The organism is Gammaproteobacteria bacterium (assembly GCA_016199745.1).
In the GTDB taxonomy this organism is placed as follows: Bacteria; Pseudomonadota; Gammaproteobacteria; order Acidiferrobacterales; family Sulfurifustaceae; genus JACQFZ01.
In genome coordinates, this window is sequence record JACQFZ010000056.1 from 60,952 (window position 1) to 77,961 (window position 17,010).

Sequence of the window (17,010 nt, forward strand, 5' to 3'; positions counted from 1 at the left end):
GCGCACAGCCATGACTGGTGCGCTCAATACCGCGACTGTGCCAAGAAGTTGGCAATACGGGTGCCGGCCGGCGCTGCCAATAGTTCGTCGGGCGTTCCGTTAGCGACGACACGGCCCGCCTCCATCATCACCATGCGGTCGCTTACACTCAGGGCGAATCGCATCTCATGCGTCACAATGATCATCGTCATGCCTTCCTTCGCCAACATCTCGATGACTCGCAGAACCTCGCTGACGAGTTCTGGATCAAGCGCCGACGTGGGCTCATCGAACAGCATCACGCGTGGTTGCATGGCTAGCGCGCGGGCAATGGCCACGCGCTGCTGCTGACCGCCGGACAACTGGTGCGGAAACTTCATTGCATGGACCTTCATATCGACCTTTTCTAGCACGGTCAACGCCCGTGCCCTTAGTTCATCGTCATTACCCAGTGTGTGATAACAGGGCGCGAGCATGACATTTTCGAGAATGGTCTTATGCGGGAACAAATTGAAGTTCTGGAACACCATGCCGACATGTGTGACCTGCTGATGGAATTGCTCGGACAAGATGTATCCGTGGCGCGCATCTATCCACACATCGCCGTCGAGCCGAATGCAACCGCCATCGATGTCTTGAAGCGCGTTGATGGTTCGGATCAGTGTGGTCTTGCCCGAGCCTGAAGGTCCGATGATGCTGAGCACTTCGCTCGGCCCGACACTGACTGACACGTTATCGAGAACACACTTGCGCCCAAACGATTTGGACACACCTTCAACGGCGACCACCGGTCGATCCGGGGGAGCAGATCGTGGGCGCTTGCGCCTATCCGTGCCTTGCCATCCGGTCTTAGTCAGGACTACAGGTACAGACCCGTTGGCAATGGCGGGCCCATTAACAGTAGACTCGCCGGCTATAGGCATCTTCTCCATTTCCCCAGGGTTGCGCTTGGTGACGTCCAGCCAACGTTCCAAGTGGCTAACCAAATAGCTGAATACGCTGACGATGAAGACGTAGTACGCCGCCACCGCCAGCATCGTTTCAATAACTTTAAAATTACGGGTATACAGCCGCTGGCCAACCAACAAGATCTCGGCCAGTGAGATAACCGAGACAAGCGATGTCAACTTAGCGATCGTGACAAATTCATTCGCAAGCGACGGCAACGCTACACGCAACGCCTGCGGTAAAACGATGAGACGCTGGCGACCACCAAATCGAATTCCCAACGCCCGTGCAGCCTCATGCTGACCTTTGGGGATGGAAAGTAACCCACCACGATGAATCTCGGCGATGTAGGCGGTTTCACTGAGAACCATCGCGATGAGACCAGCCCAGAAAGGTTCCGATAGCAGCACCCCCATGCTCGGCAGCAGTTGCGGGAGGTTGTAGACAAAAATCAACAACACCATCAACGGCAAGCTGCGAAAGAACCAAACGTAGATCGAGGCCAAGGTACGCAAGAACCAGCGCTTCGAATCTTTGGCCAGTGCCACGAAGAAACCCAGCACAGTGCTCACCACCCAGGTAAGCACGCTTAGCCAAACTACAAGCAAAGTGGCTTCCCAAAAATCCTTGTACGAAAATAAACTCCAGACATACGACCAATCGAAGTCGACCATTGGGCTCTCTACTCGTTTGATCGAATCCTTGATCGGTTGGTAAGGAAAGGAACGTCACACCGGGACGGCCGGCGGCAACGCGTATGTTCTCGATACTATTTCGAGATAGATATTCACCGCATCATCTCGACGCATCTTGCTTTTATGGCGGCTTCATTCTCAGAGGAATGCAATTTCGACATCATCTTGAGACATCTCGTCATAGTGGCGTCTTTTTGCTTGTCAGCGTCAGCCATGACGGCGACCTCGAACTCATAAGCAGCAGGCGCGGACACGTTGTACTTCTTCAATAGCTTCTGGTAACCGCCACTCGCACGAAATTTGTTCAGCGCCGTTTGCAGCGTATCGAGAAGTTCCTTGTTCTGTTTATTCAGGCCGAGCCCGACCACTACCGGATACAGATTGCGATTGCTGCTGATGACTACGCGGCCATTTGTCTTTCGTACGGCGTCCCAGAGTACGGCCGAGTCTTCCAGTTGCACATCCACACCGCCGGACATAACTGCCTGCGTGGCCTCGGGCGATGTCGGAAACTCGCGCACATCGATGGTACCCCGCCCCACGCAACCCGTCTCTGACAACTTCTTCAGATCGGCGATCCAGGCCGCGCCCTTGATCGACGCAACTTTCTTGCCGCACAACTCCTCCGGCTCGACGGGCTTGAAGCTGCTGGTCTTGCTCACGGCGATGGAGACGCCGGTCTTCATATATGGGATGAAGTTGATCTGTAACGCACGATCCGACTTAACGTACAACGTCGAGGCGATGACATCGAACTTGTTACCTTTCACGCCGATGATCAGGTTCTCAAATCGGGTGTCCAGGACTTTCACTTTGAGTCCGGCTATTTTGGCCAATGCCGTCACCAATTCGAAATCGAAACCGGCGGGCTGCTTGTTGTCGTCGAAGTAGTTGTAGGGCGGATAGGTCAGGTCTGTACCCACTTGCAGCACACCGGGCTCAACCGTCGAGGTGGCGGCGCTCGCGGGGATGGTCATGCTTGTCAGTAAGACCAACGTGGCAATGCGGGCAATACGGCGCGCGGTGATGCTTGAATTTTCCATGGTATGTCTCCTCAGAAGTATGTGCTTCAAGAAGCATAGGTCTCCCTATCCCAAACACCGGTGAATTTTCGTGTTGAGTCCTGCGCGCACACCGATGCGGACAGAGCTTCAGCAGTAAAGCCATTGGCTTATCGATGTATAGCAGATGCCTCTCTCAGTAAGAGGAGCTCCCCTCTGCTTTCAAATTGTGTCGTTCGTGGCCTTCGATGGCGGGGCTGAAGACACTGATCAGGCGCATGTCAGTGCGCGCGCGCAAGTAGTGCCGATCGTGCTGATCGAGCGCATAGATAACACCCAGCCGGATCGGGTAACGATTGCCGGCCATGTCCTCTACTTCACCCTCTCCGGCAATGCAGTAACACGCTTCAAGATGGTTCTTGTACTCGAGCAACGATTCAGTGCCGGCTAATACGAGGGTCTCGGCGACGGCGAAGCCCATACCGTCGCCTTTGACGAGTAGCCGCCGGCTCTGGCCGTTGCCCCAGGCAACGTCCCGAACAGTGGCGGCGATTTCCTCGACAGATCGAACAATCATGGGGTGTTCCTTAACGGGTTTGTGGCCACCGCTGAGCCAACCATCACAACTCAGCTCAAGAGGTGTGATAAAAGTATGGACACAAATTTATCTCATTAAAAATGACATTTATTCGCTTAATTCGTGAGATAAATTCACTATTTGGCGTGTTGAACACGATTTATACCCAAGGGGCCTGGCAAACGCGTATATGCATACATATAGGTTGGCGGTGTTGCTCCGAGTGCCGTCAATATATTCAGCTGTTGCGGGGTATTGGTTAGGTCGTCGCAGTGAGTTTTTATTTTTGAAAAGCTGTCAAAACGGCCGACGCTAGCGCAAGTATTCTCGATACTGTTTCAAGGTACTCGCGTCATTATCTCGGCGCATCTTGCCGTCATAGTGGTTTTGCTCTCAGAGGCATGTAACTTCGACATCAACTCGACGCATCGAGTCAAAGTGGCTGCCTTTTGTTTGTCGGAACCGGCCGTCATAGCGACTTCGAACTCATAGGCAGCCGGCGCAGCCACGTTGTATTTTCTCAGCAGCTTCTGGTACTCACCGCTCGTACGAAATTTATCCAGCGCCATTTGCAGCGTATCGAACAGTTCCTTGTTCTGTTTATTCAGGCCAAGCCCCACTACAACGGGATACAAATTGCGATTGCTGCTGATGACCACTTGACCGCCGGTTTTTCGTACGGCATCCGCCAGCACGACCGAGTCTTCCAGTTGCACATCCACACTGCCGGCGATGATCGCCTGCGTGGCATCAGGAGAGGTCGGAAACTCGCGCACATCGATGGCCCCCTTTCCCAGGCAGGCAGTCTCTGACAACTTCTTCAGGTCGGCGATCCAGGCAGCATTCTTGATCGAGGCAACCGTCTTTCCACATAGATCCTCCGGCTCGATGGGTTTGAAGCTATTGGTCTTAGCCACCGCGATGGATACACCGGTCTTCATATATGGGATGAAATTAATCTGCTGCGCACGATCCGGCTTAACGTATAGCGTCGAGGCAATGACATCGAACTCCTTGTCTTTCACTCCGGTGATCAACTTCTCAAAACGGGTGTCCAGAAATTTGACTTGGAGTCCAGATATCTTGGACAACGCCTTCATGAATTCGACGTCGAAGCCGGCGGGCTGCTTGTTGTCGTCGAAATAGTTGTAAGGTGGATAGGTCAAGTCGATGCCCACTTGTAGCAGATCGTTCGTCGACGCCGCCACATTGACAGTAGTAATCGAAGTTGCGAGTAGGGTCATTGCGGAAATGCGAGCGATACGGCGCACCTTGGTGTTGGAACTCTTCATAAAGATATGCCTCCTCAGAACTCACGGCAGACGGTCAATTCAAGACGGACTACTCACCTCCTTATGGTTGACTCAACATTCCTGCGATTGAGTTCTCCAAATAACTTTCACCTCAAGGTCTGCACCGATGCTGGACACACATAAACTAAAAGGGGCGATGGCCTGCGCCATTGCCCCTTTACTACGACATCCCATCACACACAGCCACTACAACTTTCAAAAACACCTCTTCCTTGATGAGCTTACGGCGCGATGGCGGCCTGGAACTCGTGGGCAGTAGGTGCAGACACGTTGTACTTGGTTAACAGTTTTTGGTAGTCGCCGCTTGCGCGCAGCTTTTCCAGAGCCGCTTGCAGCGACTCGACCAGTTCCTTGTTCTGCTGATTCAGGCCGAGCCCGACCACTACCGGATACAGATTGCGATTGCTACTGATGACCACGCGGCCACCTGTTTTTCGCGAAGCATCCTGTAGCACAGCTGAGTCTTCGAGTTGCACATCGACACCCCCGGATATGAGTGCCTGCGTGGCTTCGGGAGAGGTCGGAAACTCACGCACATCGATGGCACCCTTGCCCACGCAAGTGGTCCCTGAAAGCTTCTTCAGATCGGCAATCCAAGCCGCGCCTTTAATCGAGGCGACCTTCTTGCCACACAGTTGCTCCGGTTCGGCGGGCTTGAAGCTGCTGGTCTTGGCCACAGCGATGGACACGCCGGTCTTCATGTATGGAATAAAGGTGACCTGTTGCGCACGATCCGGCTTGACGTACAGCGTCGAGGCGATGACGTCGAACTTGTTGCCTTTCACGCCGATGATCAGGTTCTCGAACCGAGTGTCCAAGAATTTCACCTTGAGTCCAGCCGCCTTGGATAACGCACTCATGAATTCGACATCGAAACCGGCGGGCTGCTTGTTGTCGTCGTAGTAGTTGTAAGGTGGGTAGGTCAGGTCCGTGCCCACTTGCAGCAGGTTGCCCTCGACCGTCGACGCCGCCATGCTGGCAGGAGCGATCGCACTTGCCAGTATCGCCAATACCGCAATGCGGGCGATGCGATGTACCTTGGTGCTGGAACTCTTCATGTATGTCTCCTCAACAATCGGTGAATTTTTCGTGGATGGAGTTCTGCTCGCACACCGATACGCACAGAGCTTCAGTAGGCGCGACTCAGTAAGAGGAGCTCCCCTCTGCCTTCAAATTGTGTCGCTCATGACCTTCAATTGCCGGGTTAAAAACGCTGATCAGACGCATATCAGTACGTGCGCGCAGGTAGTGCCGATCGTGCTGATCGAGCGCGTAGATGACGCCTGGCCTAATGGAGTAACGTTTGCCGGCCATGTCCTCTATCTCGCCTTCGCCGGCAATGCAGTAACACGCTTCGAGATGGTTCTTGTACTCAAGCAGCGATTCCGTGCCAGCTAATACCAGGGTCTCGGCGATGGCAAAGCCCATCCCGTCGCCCTTAACAAGCAGCCGGCGACTCTGGCCGTTGCCCCAAGCAACGTCCCGGGCAGTAGCTGCAATTTCCTCGACCGATCGAACAATCATGGGGTATTCCTTAAATGGGTGTTGTGGCTCACCAGCCAGATACCAATTCAGCTGAAGGGTGTGATAAAAAGTATGGACACAAATTTATCTCATTAAAAATGACATTTATTCGTCTAATCTATGAGATAAATTCACTGAAATTGGACTTCAACCCATCTGAGCCTGGAGAAACGACAGCATGAGCATGCCTTCATACAACGCGTTACGGGCCTTCGAGGCCGTGGCGCGTTTGGGCAATGTCGGTGCGGCGGCTGAGGAATTGCACGTCACTCAGTCGGCGATCAGTCACTTACTTCGCCAACTGGAAAGTTCGCTGGAGATGCGTTTGCTTCAGCGCAAAGGTCGCAAGGTTCAACCGACAGCTAATGGCGAACGTTTGGCGACCGGTCTATTGGAAGGATTTGCCCGTGTTCATGCCGCGGTGGACAGTGTCGCCCACCCGGTGCGAAGCAAGCGGCTAACCGTAGCATGTCTGCCGTCCGTGGCAGCACGCTGGATGGTGCCGAAGCTATCTGACTTCCGACAGGCACATCCTAATATCCAGCTGCACATTCACTACAGCAGCACGGCCTCGGCGATGAATGCCGACCTGGGCGCAGATCTGGTGATTACCTGGTTGGATAGTGATTATCACGGCAGCGGCCGAGCCTGGCGTCTGTTCGATGGCGCCACGTATCCGGTATGCAGCCCACTATACCTCGACCGATTCGGCAAAATTCGCGAACCCGCGGACTTATTGCGAGCCGAACTTCTACACGACGTAACTACCGCTAACTGGCGCGCTTGGTTTCGCACCCATGGGCTGAGTGCACCCGAGCATGAGAACGAGCCGGTGTATGAAGACTTTAACCTGATGAGCATTGCCGTACTCGCAGGCCACGGTGTCGCGCTTTCGCCGTTGGCATTGCTTAAACCGGAGCTTCAGCAAGGCATGTTGCTACGCTTGTTCGAAGCACCGGCGAACATACAACGCAGCTACTGGATAATTACGCCCGCTGAGCGGCGACCCGAGGCCGACGCGTTTGTCGAGTGGGCATTGGCGCAGGCTGCCGTGGGATAGCCTTTGCAAAACACCGGTAACATTAATCTATTCGCTGGCAAGCGCCGAGATCAGGCAAATAACGCCTTGGGGTATACGCGTCGCAACAGCAGTTAGATCGGGATTGCCAAGCTTCGGTAGATTGACAAGACGATACACACCCCTGCTAACCTTCCGGAGCCGGCCGGCATCCCGCAGTCCGTACAGAACGCGCGGATGGATGCCAAGCGCAATAGCGCGTGAGGTTCGCAGCATGCCGCCAATTGGTAACGAGGATTAATCCGCTACTTCAAGTAAAAGCTGGGATCTGTGAATCCGGTTCGATGAGGGGACAACGGTAAAACGCATGCTGGCCACACAACAACCGTCAGGCAACTATCACCAAGTGGAAGCTATACAGCGAGAAATGAAATGGATGTAGTGCAGTAACGCCTTCAGCATCGCGCCCCCAACTTTACCCTCTCCTAAGAAAGAGCCGGTCGAAAGAGCGCTACTCCCGCTGATAATTCGGCGCTTCCTTCGTCACCATCACATCATGCACATGCGACTCACGCACACCGGCATTGGTGATGCGCACAAACTTCGCCTTCGTGCGTAGCGCGTCGACGTCATTCGAGCCGGTGTAGCCCATCGCCGAGCGTAGGCCGCCGACGAGTTGGTGGATGACATTCGGCATCGAGCCTTTGTACGGGACCCGGCCTTCGACGCCCTCAGGGACGAGTTTGTCGCGTTGAGCGCCTTCTTGGAAATAACGGTCGCTCGATCCTTCGCCCATGGCGCCGAGCGAGCCCATGCCGCGATAGGTTTTGTACGAACGGCCTTGGTAAATCTCGACTTCGCCGGGCGATTCGTCGGTGCCGGCGAGCAGGCTGCCGACCATGACGGCATGAGCGCCGGCGCCGATGGCTTTGGCGATGTCACCGGAATAACGAATGCCGCCGTCGGCGATGATGCCGATATCACTGCCGGCGAGCGCTTGTGCGACTTCTGAGATGGCACTGAGTTGGGGAACGCCGACGCCGGCGACGATGCGGGTCGTGCAAATGGAACCGGGGCCGATGCCGACCTTCACGGCATCCGCACCGGCCTTCTGTAAATCGCGCGCGGCATCACCGGTGGCGATGTTGCCGCCGATGACGGGGACGTCGGGGTAATGCTTTTTAATCCAACGAACGCGATCGAGCACACCTTGCGAATGACCATGCGCGGTATCGACAACGACGACATCGACGCCGGCTTCGATCAAACGTTCGACGCGCTCTTCGGTATCGCCGCCGGTACCGACGGCAGCGCCGATGCGTAACCGGCCTTTCGCGTCTTTGACCGAGTTAGGGAATTCGGTCGACTTCTGGATGTCTTTAACGGTGATGAGGCCCTTCAGGCCGAACTTGTCGTCGACCACCAGCACTTTCTCGATGCGGTGTTCGTGCAGTAAGCGCTGGATCTCTTCACGGCGCGCGCCTTCGCGCACAGTGACCAGCTTGTTCTTCGGCGTCATGATGCGACTGACTGGCTCGTTGTAGCGCGTCTCGAACCGCAGATCGCGCGAGGTAACGATACCGACCAAATTGCCGTCGTCGGTGACCGGTACGCCGGAGATGCCGTGGGTACGGGTAAGTTCGAGCACTTCACGCACGGTGGTGTCCGGCGTGACCGTGATCGGATTGACGATGATGCCGCTTTCGAATTTTTTGACCTTGCGCACTTCGTCGGCCTGGCGTTCCGGACGCATGTTCTTATGAACGATGCCAAGGCCGCCTTCTTGCGCTAAGCAAATACCGGCGCGCGCCTCGGTGACGGTATCCATCGCCGCGGAAAGCAGCGGGATATTGAGGCGCAGCGTGCGTGTTAGGGAGGTTTTTAGCTCGACGTCGCGCGGTAATACGGTCGAATGGGCAGGGACCAGCAGGACGTCGTCGAAAGTTAACGCTTCTTGAATAATCCGCATGCGCTATTGTACGGATGGCACGGATTGTCGTAAACGGGGTGGTGCCACCAATAGCCGATTTCCGTGGTGCCATAGGGAGCGACAGTTGAGCAGAATGCCGGGCTTCTCCGCCGGCCTAATACGGATTATTTTCTACTTTATGGAATATACCGCCACCTTCCCCACCCCGCTGCGCGAGATCTACACGATTTCGCGCCTGAACCGTGAAGCGCGCGCCTTACTGGAAGGCAGCTTCCCGCCGCTTTGGATCGAAGGCGAGATCTCCAACCTGGCACGGCCCGCGTCCGGCCACGTTTACTTTTGCCTGAAGGACGCCACCGCCCAGGTCCGATGCGCGCTATTCCGCACGCAAGCGCGGCAGGCAGCGGTGCCGCCGAAGGAAGGCATGCATGTACTGGTACGTGCGCGGCTGACCTTATATGAAGGCCGGGGCGAGTATCAGCTGGTTGTCGATCATATCGAAGAAGCCGGCGAAGGCGCGCTGCGGCGGGCGTTCGAAGCGCTCAAGCTACGGCTGGCGCAGGAAGGCTTGTTCGATGTGGCGCGTAAGCGGCCGTTGCCGCGGCTACCGCGACGCATCGGCCTTATCACCTCGCCGACCGGCGCGGTGCTACACGACATCGTCACCACGTTGGGTAGACGATTTCCGGCGATTCCGGTGCTGCTTTACCCGGTGCCGGTGCAAGGCGAAGGTGCGGCCGCCCGCATCGCCGAGGCCATTCGCGTTGCCGGTACGCGCGCGGATTGCGACGTGTTGATCTTGGCGCGCGGCGGCGGCTCGCTCGAAGATTTATGGGCGTTCAACGAAGAAGTGGTCGCACGCGCCTTGGCCGCGTGTCCGATTCCGGTGGTTTGCGGCGTCGGCCACGAGACTGACGTAACGATCGCTGATTTGGCGGCGGACGTGCGCGCACCAACACCGACGGCGGCGGCCGAGCTCGTCAGCCCGGATCAACGCGCATGGGAGGAACAATTCCGCCATTTCGAACAGCGTCTGGTTCGGCGCATGCGCGATCTATTGCGCGAACGTGCGCAGAATGTCGATTGGCTGACGGCGCGGTTGGTGCATCCGCGCGCACGGCTCGAAAATCTGCGACATCGACTCGACAGTCTCACCCATCGATTGGTATCGGCGAAGTCGCTGCAATTGCACGACGTACGAGCAACGCTGCACGCTTTATCGAGCCGACTCGAACGCCAATCGCCGTTGCCACGACTGCGGGCGCGTCAGCTCCATTGTCGGCACTATGATGAGCGTTTGCGGCAGGCGTTGATTCGCCGCATGGAGCGTAGCCGCGAACGCTTAACGCATCTTGCGCGCGCACTGAACACGCTGAGCCCACTGGCAACACTCGATCGGGGCTATGCAATCGTGCGCGATGCGACCAGCGGAAAAATTTTGCGCGACGCCAGTACCGTGGAACCGGGCACCACGATTGAAGCACGATTGGTGAAAGGCGCGCTTATTTGTCGAGTTGAAGAACGGCGAGAGAAGTAGCACAACAACTGCCCTCGCCCGCTTCGCCGGGGAGGGAAATACATCTTGGTAGATTGAGCAAAAATGAAGCGATTAGCGATTGCGGTGTTCGCGCTGTTGGTCTCAACGAATGTCGTCGCGGAGTTGCCGCGGGCTGAACCGGTGCCAGGCGGTGTCGTCGTGGTGCATCTCGGATCGGCCGCCGCCGCACCGCGCGCTTACTTGGGCACGGACCGCGTTATGGTGACGCGGCATGACAACGAATGGCAGGCCGTGGTCGGTGTACCACTGACGTTAGCGCCCGGACTACACCAGCTCACCGTCAACGATAGCGACAACCAAACGCGCACGGTTGAGTTCACGATCCAAGCAAAAACTTACGGCGAGCAACATATACGGTTAAAAAACCCGCGTATGGTCGAACCGAACAACGACGACCTGCAACGCATCGAACGCGAGCAGACCGCAACCCGCGCCGCTTTTGCGCGTTGGACCGATGTGGAAACACCGCCGCTGCGTTTCGATGCACCGGCGCGCGGACGCATCAGCGGCATCTTCGGCACGCGCCGCTTCTTCAACGATCAGGAACGCCAACCGCACAGCGGCCTCGACATCGCCGGTGGCCGCGGAGCGCCGATAGTTGCGCCAGCCGACGGCACAGTGATCATGACCGGTGAGTATTTTTTCAATGGCCGGACCGTATTCATCGATCACGGCCAAGGTTTGATCAGCATGTACAACCATCTCGATCGCATCGCCGTCAACGACGGCGCGGTCGTCAAACGCGGTCAACGCATCGGCGACATCGGCGCAAGCGGCCGCGTTACCGGTCCGCATCTGCATTGGTCGCTGAGTCTTAATAGTGTGCGGGTCGATCCGGTGCTGTTTCTGTCGGACGACGCGTTGAAACAATTGGGACTACCGGGAAGATAATCGCTACGGCGTTTGCCACAAACGCACGCTCTGATCGCGCCCGCCGGAGGCGATCAGGGTGCCATCGGCGGATACCGCGACCGCCTGCACATAACCTTCGTGACCGTTCAACGTTTGCACCGGGCCGTCGGTTTCGAGATCGAACAGATAAACGCTGTTGTCGGCCGATCCAGCCACCAGCCACGCGGCATTCGGCCCGAACGCTAACGCCAATACCGAGTGATGCACGTCGGTAATGGTTCGCACCACTTTCGACTCACGCATATCCCATAAGCGAATCGTTTGCCCAGAATCGCCGGACGCGAGCCAGCGCCCATCGGGCGAGAACGCCAGCGCGAGCACGGCGTCTTTATGACCTTGTAACGTGTTCACTTCCTTGCCGGTTTGCATATTCCAAATGCGAATCACGCGATCGGCGCCAGCCGAAACCAAGCTGTCGCCGTTCGGTGTGAATGCAAGCGCGTTGACCTCGGCGCTATGCCCTTCCAACGTATGCAATCGACTGCCGGTTTTCACGTCCCAGACGTATACCATTCGATCTTTGCCAGCGGCGGCGACGGTGCTACCGTTAGCGGCAAAAGCAATACTGAACAACGGATAACCGATTCCTTCCAGCGCCCTTAGCTTCGCCGTCCGCACGTCCCACAAGCGCACTACGCCATCGACACTAGCGGCGGCCAAGGTTTTACCGTCCGCCGAATAAGCAATCGCATTGGCGGCATAGGTTTGCTTCAACGTCGTAACCAGCGAGCCGGTATCGGCCTCCCAGATGCGAATCGTTCGATCGTTACCGGCAGTCGCGAGGCGGCGTCCAATGGGGGCGAAGGCGACTGCCTGAATCCAATCACCGTGACCGGTGAGGACATAGCGCAACGTCGACGGTATTTTCCGTGGCGTCTGCGCGACGCCGGCTTTGGCAATCGGTTGCGCCGGTGCGATCGCCGCAATCGGCGGAGTCACGCTTGATGAGGACGCTGCTATTGGCAACGGCGGCGACGACGCGGCCTTTGTCGCTGTTTCATTTGTTGCCGCCGGGCTCAATGTCGGCGTTGGTGTCGGTACGGTGGGAAATTGAAAACCGGCGTTACTCAGCTGTGTTGATGCGAACCAACCACCGCCGCCCAACACCAACGCTAACAACAATAAAGCGCCTATACGTCCCAGGCTGACGCGCCGCGTCGGCTCTCGGTATTGCGCCTTGCTCGGACGCGAGCTCTTCGCATGGTCGCGCGTTACCGTCGACGTGGTGCTGGTATTGCTGCGACCGCGGCCAACGAACCGATCTTGCAACTCGCGCGCCGATTGCGGTCGATCTTTTGCATGAATCTGCATTGCCCAATCGACACATTCGAGCAAGCTCGGCTGACAGTTCTTGGCACCGGCCTGGACCGCGGACTTGAGCGGATCGACTTTGTAATCGAGCACGGCGCGGTAACGATCCAGCGCCTCGCCCGGACGTTTGCCAGTGACGCAACGGTACATCGTTGCACCGATGGCGTAGATGTCGGACCACGGACCGAGCTTGCCCTTGTCCGGATACTGCTCGATCGGCGCATAACCATGCGTCAACGCAATCTTGGTCCCGTGTGAACCATCGCTCATCGCTTGCCGAGCGGAACCGAAGTCGATCAACATCGGACTACCGTCTTGGCGCAAATAAATATTTTCGGGTTTGATGTCGAGATGCAGCAGGCCGGTCTCGTGCACCTCGTGCAAGCCATTCAGGATCGGGATAATGATGCGAAACAGTACGCGCTCATCCAACCGTTGCTGTGAGTTTTTTAAATGTTGGAACAGCGTTTGGCCTTTCTCGTACTCCATGACGGTGTACGCGGTGCCGTTCGCTTCGATGAAGCGCAATACACGGACAATATTCGGGTGCTTGAAACGCGCGAGTGCACGCGCTTCCTTCACGAAATTTTTCAGACCCCAGTGGTAATTCTTGATGGCATCGCGCGATGCGTGCGGGATAACGGTCGCGCTGTGTTTAGTACGGGTGGCGATTTCCTGCGGTAGGTATTCTTTGATTGCAACGTTCGCGCCGAGGGCGTTATCGTGCGCCAGATAGGTGATACCGAAGCCACCATGGCCCAGCACGGACTGAATGGTGTATTCCGCAACAGCCGATCCCGGCTCCAGCGCATTTTCGTGGTAGACGCTCAACCCAGCCCCTATTTAAGCCACAGCGTGTTTAACCATCCTCTGGGCGACGCGGCGGACATCCTATACCTCACCCACCCAAACGGTTCAGTCAGGGGTTAGCTCAATCTCGCCGCCCCTCCTCGGCCGGAAAGATATGCACAAATGATGCCTGTAGATGGTTTAGTCTAAAAACGAGACGGGTGCCTGCGGTCCTTTTCTTTTTATCTTCAGGCGCTAAGCGACTATCTGGGGCGGGATTTATGCCGCCGCGCGACTTTTTTCGGCTTACGGTCCCTGAACGGGTTCGCGCCCTCCTTACAGTCGATGCGCACCGGCGTACCGACGAGCTCAAATTCCTCGCGAATGACCTTTGCCAGATAGCGCCGGTAGGCCGCGGGTAGCGATTTCACCTGACTCCCATGCACCACCACCACCGGCGGATTCTTGTCAGCCTGATGGGCGAACTTGATGCGCACCCGGCGACCCTTGACGATCGGCGGGATAACGGCGGCGGTTGCCGTCTGCAACACTCGGTTGAGGCGATTGGTCGGCAGTTCACGGTGGGCCGAGGCGAACGCCTTATCGACCGAAGCAAATAATCCGCCTATTCCGCGACCGTGCAGCGCCGAGATGTAGTGCACTTCCGCAAAGTCGAGAAACGTCAGCTTGCGATCGAGCTCACGCTTGGCCCATTCCTTGGCATCGGCATCGCGCGTATCCCATTTATTAACCGCGAGAACCAGCGAGCGACCACGTTCTAAGACATAACCGGCGAGCGTTGCATCCTGCTCGCTGATACCGCTCTCGGCATCGAGCACCAAAATAATGACGTTCGCTTGGTCCAACGCCTGCAGCGTTTTAATGGCGGAAAATTTTTCGACGGTGTCGTGCACCTTTCCGCGGCGACGCACGCCGGCGGTGTCGATCAGCACATAAGATTTGCCGGCACGCTCGAGCGGCAAGGCAATGCTGTCGCGAGTCGTACCCGGCTGGTCGGAGACGATGACGCGCTCTTCGCCGAGCAAAGCATTGACCAATGTTGATTTACCGGCGTTCGGTCGGCCGACCACGGCCACCCGCGGCACATCGCTTTCGGGCGCCTCGGGCTCGAGCGGCAACAGCGCCAACACCTGCTCCATGAGGTCCGACATACCCTCGCCGTGCGACGCCGAGATCGCACAGGGCGCGCCCAGGCCCAACGCGTGGAACTCGCTGCCGGCAATATCAGGATCGAGGCCTTCGGCCTTGTTCACCGCGAGCGTGACCGGTAAACCCAGCCGACGTAATTCGTTTGCGATCTCGCGATCGAGCGGTAACACACCTTGACGCCCGTCGACCAAAAATACGATAGCGTTCGCTTCCGCCAACGCCTGCCGCACTTGCGACGCCATCAGCTCGCGCAGTAAATCGTTTTCGGCGTGCGTGCTCAACGGCTGGGCGATGCCGCCGGTATCGACGACGTAGTAGGGCCGGTCACCAACACGACCATCGCCGTACTGGCGATCGCGGGTCACGCCGGGCTCATCGGCGACAATAGCCGCGCGACTGCGCGTGAGGCGATTGAACAACGTGGATTTGCCGACGTTCGGCCGGCCAACGAGTACAACGACAGGTTTCATAGGCGCACTATTTGTTTTCGGCGCCGTCGGCGCCTTAGTTCGTCTGCGAGCGCAGCGCCGCCAACATACCGGACTGATCGGCGACGAAGAGCGTTTCGCCGTCGGTCACGGCAGGTCCGCGGATCGGTTCATGACTGATGCGATGACGCGCCACGAAGTGACCGTCGTCCGCCGCCAGCCAATGAACGTAGCCTTCGAAATCGGCGACGATGATGAAGCCATGATAGACCGCTGGCATGTTTAGTTCGCGACCACGCAGTGCTTCTTGCTTCCAAACGCTGGCACCGCTGACGCGATCGAACGCCAACACACGACCGACATCGTCGGTTAAATAAATATTTTTTCCGTCGCTGGCAAGGCCGGTATACGTCGATACATCGCGCGACCAACCGATAGCGCCGTTATGCGGATTAATCGCCGTCAGTTTGCCCTGATAGCTCGCGGCATAAATCGCGTCCGCAAACACTAATGGCGGAGCATCGACATCAACCAGGCGCTCTATTTCGTTGCGGCCGCGCGGCTGGCTGACCGCCGCTTCCCACAATGGGTGACCGTCGCGCAGCTGCAGTGCTACTAACTTGCCGTTAGCGAAGCCGGCGACAACGGAATCACCGGAGATCGCCGGCGTATCCGTACCACGTAAACTTAATGCCGGCTCGCTGCGCTCATCCAACCACTGCCGCTTGCCATCGGCGACGGCGAAACCGAATAACTTGCCATCACCGGTTTGCGCAACCACCACGTCGTTGCTCACAATCGGTGGCGCCAACACTTCGCTCGACACCGGTGCGTTCCACAATTGCTTGCCGGTCGCCTGCGCCAACGCGATCACTTGACCGCGGCGCGTGCCGACCAGTACCAAACCCTGGCCGACACCGACGCCGCTGGTCACGACCGTATTCAAATCGGTTTCCCACAAACGCTTACCGGAATCGATCGCCCACGCGCGTACCTGACCCTTCCGATCGACGGTGTAAATCACCTTGTCGCTGATGGCCGGCGTCAACGCGACCGCATCCTTGGTCTTGGCGCCGATGTCGGTCGACCAAACTTCTTTGACTTCTGCCGTCGGTTTGAAGTCGACTAGTTCGGTTGGCGGCTCGCGCACCGGTGCGGACGAACAACCGCCGATGGCGGCAACGAAAAGAGCGCCGACGAAATATTTTTTCATGGCTGCGGTTGTCCGATATCGTCGAGCTTCATGCTAAGCAGGCGATGGCTCGGTGTATCGACACCAACCTTGCTCAACGCCTCCTGATACGCCGCCCGCGCGTCGTTGTTCTTACCCTGCGCGAGCAACACGTCGCCCTTTAGTTCCAGATATTCCGCTTCAAAACCGGCGGCGCCGTCGACCTTCGCTAGCGCGAGCGCTTGATCGTATTCACCTTTAGTGAGATGCAGCCGGGCTAACCGCAGTCGCGCGGTGTGCACAACCGCCGCATCGGTGGCATTAGCCATCGCCCATTCGAGTCGCTGCTGGGCACCGGCGACGTCGTTCGTTTCAAAACTCAGACGCGCCAGCATCAACGCCGCCATGCCGGCATAGGGCGTGCCGTCATACTCCTTAACTAACTTCTCACCGTTGGCGCGGGCCGCATCGGTTTTTTTAGCTTGCATCTGCTGCACCATCTGCGCATAAAGATCAGACGCCGCCACTCGCTGGCTTTCCTTGTGCTGGCTCCAATATTTATTGCCGAACAACAACGCCAAACCAATCAGCACGCCGAGCAACAAGGCACCGCCGTAGGTCTTCCACCAAACTTTTAGTTTTTCAACTTCGTCTTGATCGGTATATGCAGCCAAGCTCTATCCCCT

15 protein-coding genes are annotated in these 17,010 nt (G+C 57.2%); 3 read left to right on the plus strand and 12 right to left on the minus strand.

The features are described from left to right. Positions 1-23 precede the first annotated feature (23 nt). From HY308_14985 to HY308_15010, 6 genes are all read right to left on the minus strand, one after another. Positions 24-1,601 (minus strand): amino acid ABC transporter permease/ATP-binding protein, encoded by a 1,578-nt coding sequence (locus tag HY308_14985; GenBank protein MBI3899580.1) that lies wholly within the window; start codon positions 1,599-1,601, stop codon positions 24-26. A gap of 113 nt (positions 1,602-1,714) precedes the next feature. After that, entirely contained in the window at positions 1,715-2,599 is an 885-nt protein-coding gene (locus HY308_14990; GenBank protein MBI3899581.1) for an ABC transporter substrate-binding protein, read from the minus strand. A gap of 220 nt (positions 2,600-2,819) precedes the next feature. Next, a complete protein-coding gene (locus HY308_14995) occupies positions 2,820-3,200 on the minus strand; it encodes an ectoine synthase (GenBank protein MBI3899582.1) in 381 nt (126 codons plus the stop codon). Between the two features lie 338 nt (positions 3,201-3,538). Beyond that, positions 3,539-4,444 carry an ABC transporter substrate-binding protein gene (locus HY308_15000; protein ID MBI3899583.1) on the minus strand — a complete coding sequence of 302 codons (906 nt, stop codon included), beginning with the start codon at positions 4,442-4,444 and terminating at the stop codon, positions 3,539-3,541. Between the two features lie 290 nt (positions 4,445-4,734). Further along, entirely contained in the window at positions 4,735-5,571 is an 837-nt protein-coding gene (locus HY308_15005; protein MBI3899584.1) for an ABC transporter substrate-binding protein, read from the minus strand. 85 nt (positions 5,572-5,656) lie between these two features. After that, complete coding sequence (locus HY308_15010) at positions 5,657-6,037, minus strand: ectoine synthase (GenBank protein ID MBI3899585.1); 381 nt, start codon at positions 6,035-6,037, stop codon at positions 5,657-5,659. Positions 6,038-6,215: 178 nt separating this feature from the next. Here HY308_15010 and HY308_15015 point away from each other — a divergent pair, with 178 nt between their 5' ends. Further along, a complete protein-coding gene (locus HY308_15015; GenBank protein MBI3899586.1) occupies positions 6,216-7,097 on the plus strand; it encodes a LysR family transcriptional regulator in 882 nt (293 codons plus the stop codon). A 27-nt stretch (positions 7,098-7,124) separates the two neighbouring features. Here the strand turns inward: HY308_15015 and HY308_15020 are convergent, their stop codons facing one another. Then, positions 7,125-7,331, minus strand: a complete 207-nt coding sequence (locus HY308_15020) for a type IV toxin-antitoxin system AbiEi family antitoxin domain-containing protein (protein MBI3899587.1) — start codon at positions 7,329-7,331, stop codon at positions 7,125-7,127. A gap of 235 nt (positions 7,332-7,566) precedes the next feature. Then, complete coding sequence (guaB, locus tag HY308_15025; protein ID MBI3899588.1) at positions 7,567-9,024, minus strand: IMP dehydrogenase; 1,458 nt, start codon at positions 9,022-9,024, stop codon at positions 7,567-7,569. A 139-nt stretch (positions 9,025-9,163) separates the two neighbouring features. Between guaB and HY308_15030 the strand changes: the two genes are divergently transcribed. Together HY308_15030 and HY308_15035 are read left to right on the plus strand one after the other, a co-directional pair. Then, complete coding sequence (locus HY308_15030) at positions 9,164-10,522, plus strand: exodeoxyribonuclease VII large subunit (GenBank protein MBI3899589.1); 1,359 nt, start codon at positions 9,164-9,166, stop codon at positions 10,520-10,522. 63 nt (positions 10,523-10,585) lie between these two features. After that, positions 10,586-11,434: a peptidoglycan DD-metalloendopeptidase family protein gene (locus HY308_15035; protein MBI3899590.1), complete on the plus strand. Its 849-nt coding sequence runs from the start codon at positions 10,586-10,588 to the stop codon at positions 11,432-11,434. A gap of 3 nt (positions 11,435-11,437) precedes the next feature. On the opposite strand, the gene HY308_15040 is transcribed toward HY308_15035, so the two are convergent. The 4 genes from HY308_15040 to HY308_15055 form a co-directional block, all read right to left on the minus strand. Then, positions 11,438-13,597: a serine/threonine protein kinase gene (locus HY308_15040; protein ID MBI3899591.1), complete on the minus strand. Its 2,160-nt coding sequence runs from the start codon at positions 13,595-13,597 to the stop codon at positions 11,438-11,440. A 221-nt stretch (positions 13,598-13,818) separates the two neighbouring features. Continuing rightward, on the minus strand, positions 13,819-15,195 hold the full coding sequence (der, locus tag HY308_15045; GenBank protein ID MBI3899592.1) for a ribosome biogenesis GTPase Der: 1,377 nt from the start codon (positions 15,193-15,195) through the stop codon (positions 13,819-13,821). A gap of 34 nt (positions 15,196-15,229) precedes the next feature. Next, positions 15,230-16,366 (minus strand): outer membrane protein assembly factor BamB, encoded by a 1,137-nt coding sequence (gene bamB / locus HY308_15050; protein MBI3899593.1) that lies wholly within the window; start codon positions 16,364-16,366, stop codon positions 15,230-15,232. Beyond that, positions 16,363-16,998 (minus strand): tetratricopeptide repeat protein, encoded by a 636-nt coding sequence (locus HY308_15055; protein MBI3899594.1) that lies wholly within the window; start codon positions 16,996-16,998, stop codon positions 16,363-16,365. Before HY308_15055 ends, bamB begins: the two co-directional genes overlap by 4 nt. Positions 16,999-17,010: the final 12 nt, after the last annotated feature.

Excerpts from the sequence above, each read along its gene's own strand:
- HY308_14985 (MBI3899580.1), bottom strand. The coding sequence starts at position 1,601 with ATGGTCGACTTCGATTGGTCGTATGTCTGGAGTTTATTTTCGTACAAG.
- HY308_14990 (MBI3899581.1), bottom strand. The coding sequence starts at position 2,599 with ATGACCATCCCCGCGAGCGCCGCCACCTCGACGGTTGAGCCCGGTGTG.
- HY308_14995 (MBI3899582.1), bottom strand. The coding sequence starts at position 3,200 with ATGATTGTTCGATCTGTCGAGGAAATCGCCGCCACTGTTCGGGACGTT.
- HY308_15000 (MBI3899583.1), bottom strand. The coding sequence starts at position 4,444 with ATGACCCTACTCGCAACTTCGATTACTACTGTCAATGTGGCGGCGTCG.
- HY308_15005 (MBI3899584.1), bottom strand. The coding sequence starts at position 5,571 with ATGAAGAGTTCCAGCACCAAGGTACATCGCATCGCCCGCATTGCGGTA.
- HY308_15010 (MBI3899585.1), bottom strand. The coding sequence starts at position 6,037 with ATGATTGTTCGATCGGTCGAGGAAATTGCAGCTACTGCCCGGGACGTT.
- HY308_15015 (MBI3899586.1), top strand. The coding sequence starts at position 6,216 with ATGAGCATGCCTTCATACAACGCGTTACGGGCCTTCGAGGCCGTGGCG.
- HY308_15020 (MBI3899587.1), bottom strand. The coding sequence starts at position 7,331 with ATGCTGCGAACCTCACGCGCTATTGCGCTTGGCATCCATCCGCGCGTT.
- guaB (MBI3899588.1), bottom strand. The coding sequence starts at position 9,024 with ATGCGGATTATTCAAGAAGCGTTAACTTTCGACGACGTCCTGCTGGTC.
- HY308_15030 (MBI3899589.1), top strand. The coding sequence starts at position 9,164 with ATGGAATATACCGCCACCTTCCCCACCCCGCTGCGCGAGATCTACACG.
- HY308_15035 (MBI3899590.1), top strand. The coding sequence starts at position 10,586 with ATGAAGCGATTAGCGATTGCGGTGTTCGCGCTGTTGGTCTCAACGAAT.
- der (MBI3899592.1), bottom strand. The coding sequence starts at position 15,195 with ATGAAACCTGTCGTTGTACTCGTTGGCCGGCCGAACGTCGGCAAATCC.
- bamB (MBI3899593.1), bottom strand. The coding sequence starts at position 16,366 with ATGAAAAAATATTTCGTCGGCGCTCTTTTCGTTGCCGCCATCGGCGGT.